2 protein-coding genes are annotated in these 1,157 nt (G+C 37.6%); both read left to right on the top strand.

Going from position 1 to position 1,157, the window contains the following annotated elements:
* On the top strand, positions 1 to 249 hold a 249-nt coding region (locus PPA04_RS09480; protein ID WP_147206824.1), incomplete at its 5' end, for a transposase.
* The gene (locus PPA04_RS09475; RefSeq protein WP_105782191.1) at positions 234 to 1,118 is read left to right on the top strand and encodes an IS3 family transposase; all 885 of its coding nucleotides are present in this window, start codon (positions 234 to 236) and stop codon (positions 1,116 to 1,118) included. The genes PPA04_RS09480 and PPA04_RS09475, both read left to right, overlap by 16 nt.
* Positions 1,119 to 1,157 lie beyond the last annotated feature (39 nt).

Raw genomic sequence — 1,157 nt, 5'->3', positions numbered from 1 at the left:
AAAAAGTACTCAGTAGATTTTAGAAAAATGATTGTCAAGCTGTACCAGGATGGCGCCCCGGTAGCTGATCTTACAGACGAATATGGTGTATCAAATGTAACTATTTACAAATGGATTAATCTATATAAAGAAGACAAAGGAAGTGGAATTTCCAAATCAGATGTTTTAGCGTTGCAAAAACGTTTGAAACAGCTAGAAAGTGAGAATGACATCTTAAAAAAAGCCTTAACCATATTCGCCAAAAAGTAAACCCAGATGACTGGCAGACAGCCGTTGATATTAATTTGAAGCACCATAGTATCAAAGAAACCTGTAAAGTACTCTCAGTTCCACGCTCAACTTACTATGAACATCAGCAGAATCATGTATCGCCACAAGCCAAGCGTCGTAAGACACTTAGCCAGTCGATTAAACGCATTTACTTTAATTCTAGACGTATCTACGGGGCACCTAAAATTCTAAAAGCGTTACAAAAAGAAGGTAAGACTGCCAGTATTAAGCTAGTTCAACGATTAATGCGCCAAATGGGGTTAAAATCAATCACGCGCAAGAAGTGGCATTATCAACAAACTAATGATATTGATGCGACTGATTATTCAAATATACTCGCGCAAGATTTTCGTACAACCAGTCCAAATCAAAAGTGGTGTGCAGACATAACTTATATTCACACCAAAGCCAATGGCTGGTGTTATTTATCAAGCATTCAGGATTTATATTCACGTAAAATCATTGCCCATAAAATCAGCCGTCATATGACTGCTGATCTTGTGATCAGCACTTTTCAACAAGCCTTTGAAACTAGAAAGACGACTAATAACTTAATTGTGCATACCGATCTGGGTAGCCAGTACCGCAGTGCTGGCTTTGAACAGATCTTAGCGCAACACCATATTCGCCATTCTTATAGCAAGCGTGGCTGTCCCTATGACAATTCATGTTTGGAATCATTTCACGCCAGTTTGAAAAAAGAAGAGGTTTACCAACACCATTATCAGGATTTTGAAGAAGCAAATGCTGCAATATTCAGCTACATTGAGAGCTTTTATAACAGTGCTCGAATTCACAGTAGCATTGATTATTTAACTCCAAATGAAAAGGAAAAATTAGTCGCTTAAATTATACATAAAATGTGTCCAGATTCTTGACCTAAATCC

Source organism: Pediococcus parvulus, assembly GCF_007990205.1.
GTDB lineage: Bacteria > Bacillota > Bacilli > Lactobacillales > Lactobacillaceae > Pediococcus > Pediococcus parvulus.
This window is presented reverse-complemented; position numbering and strand designations above follow the sequence as displayed.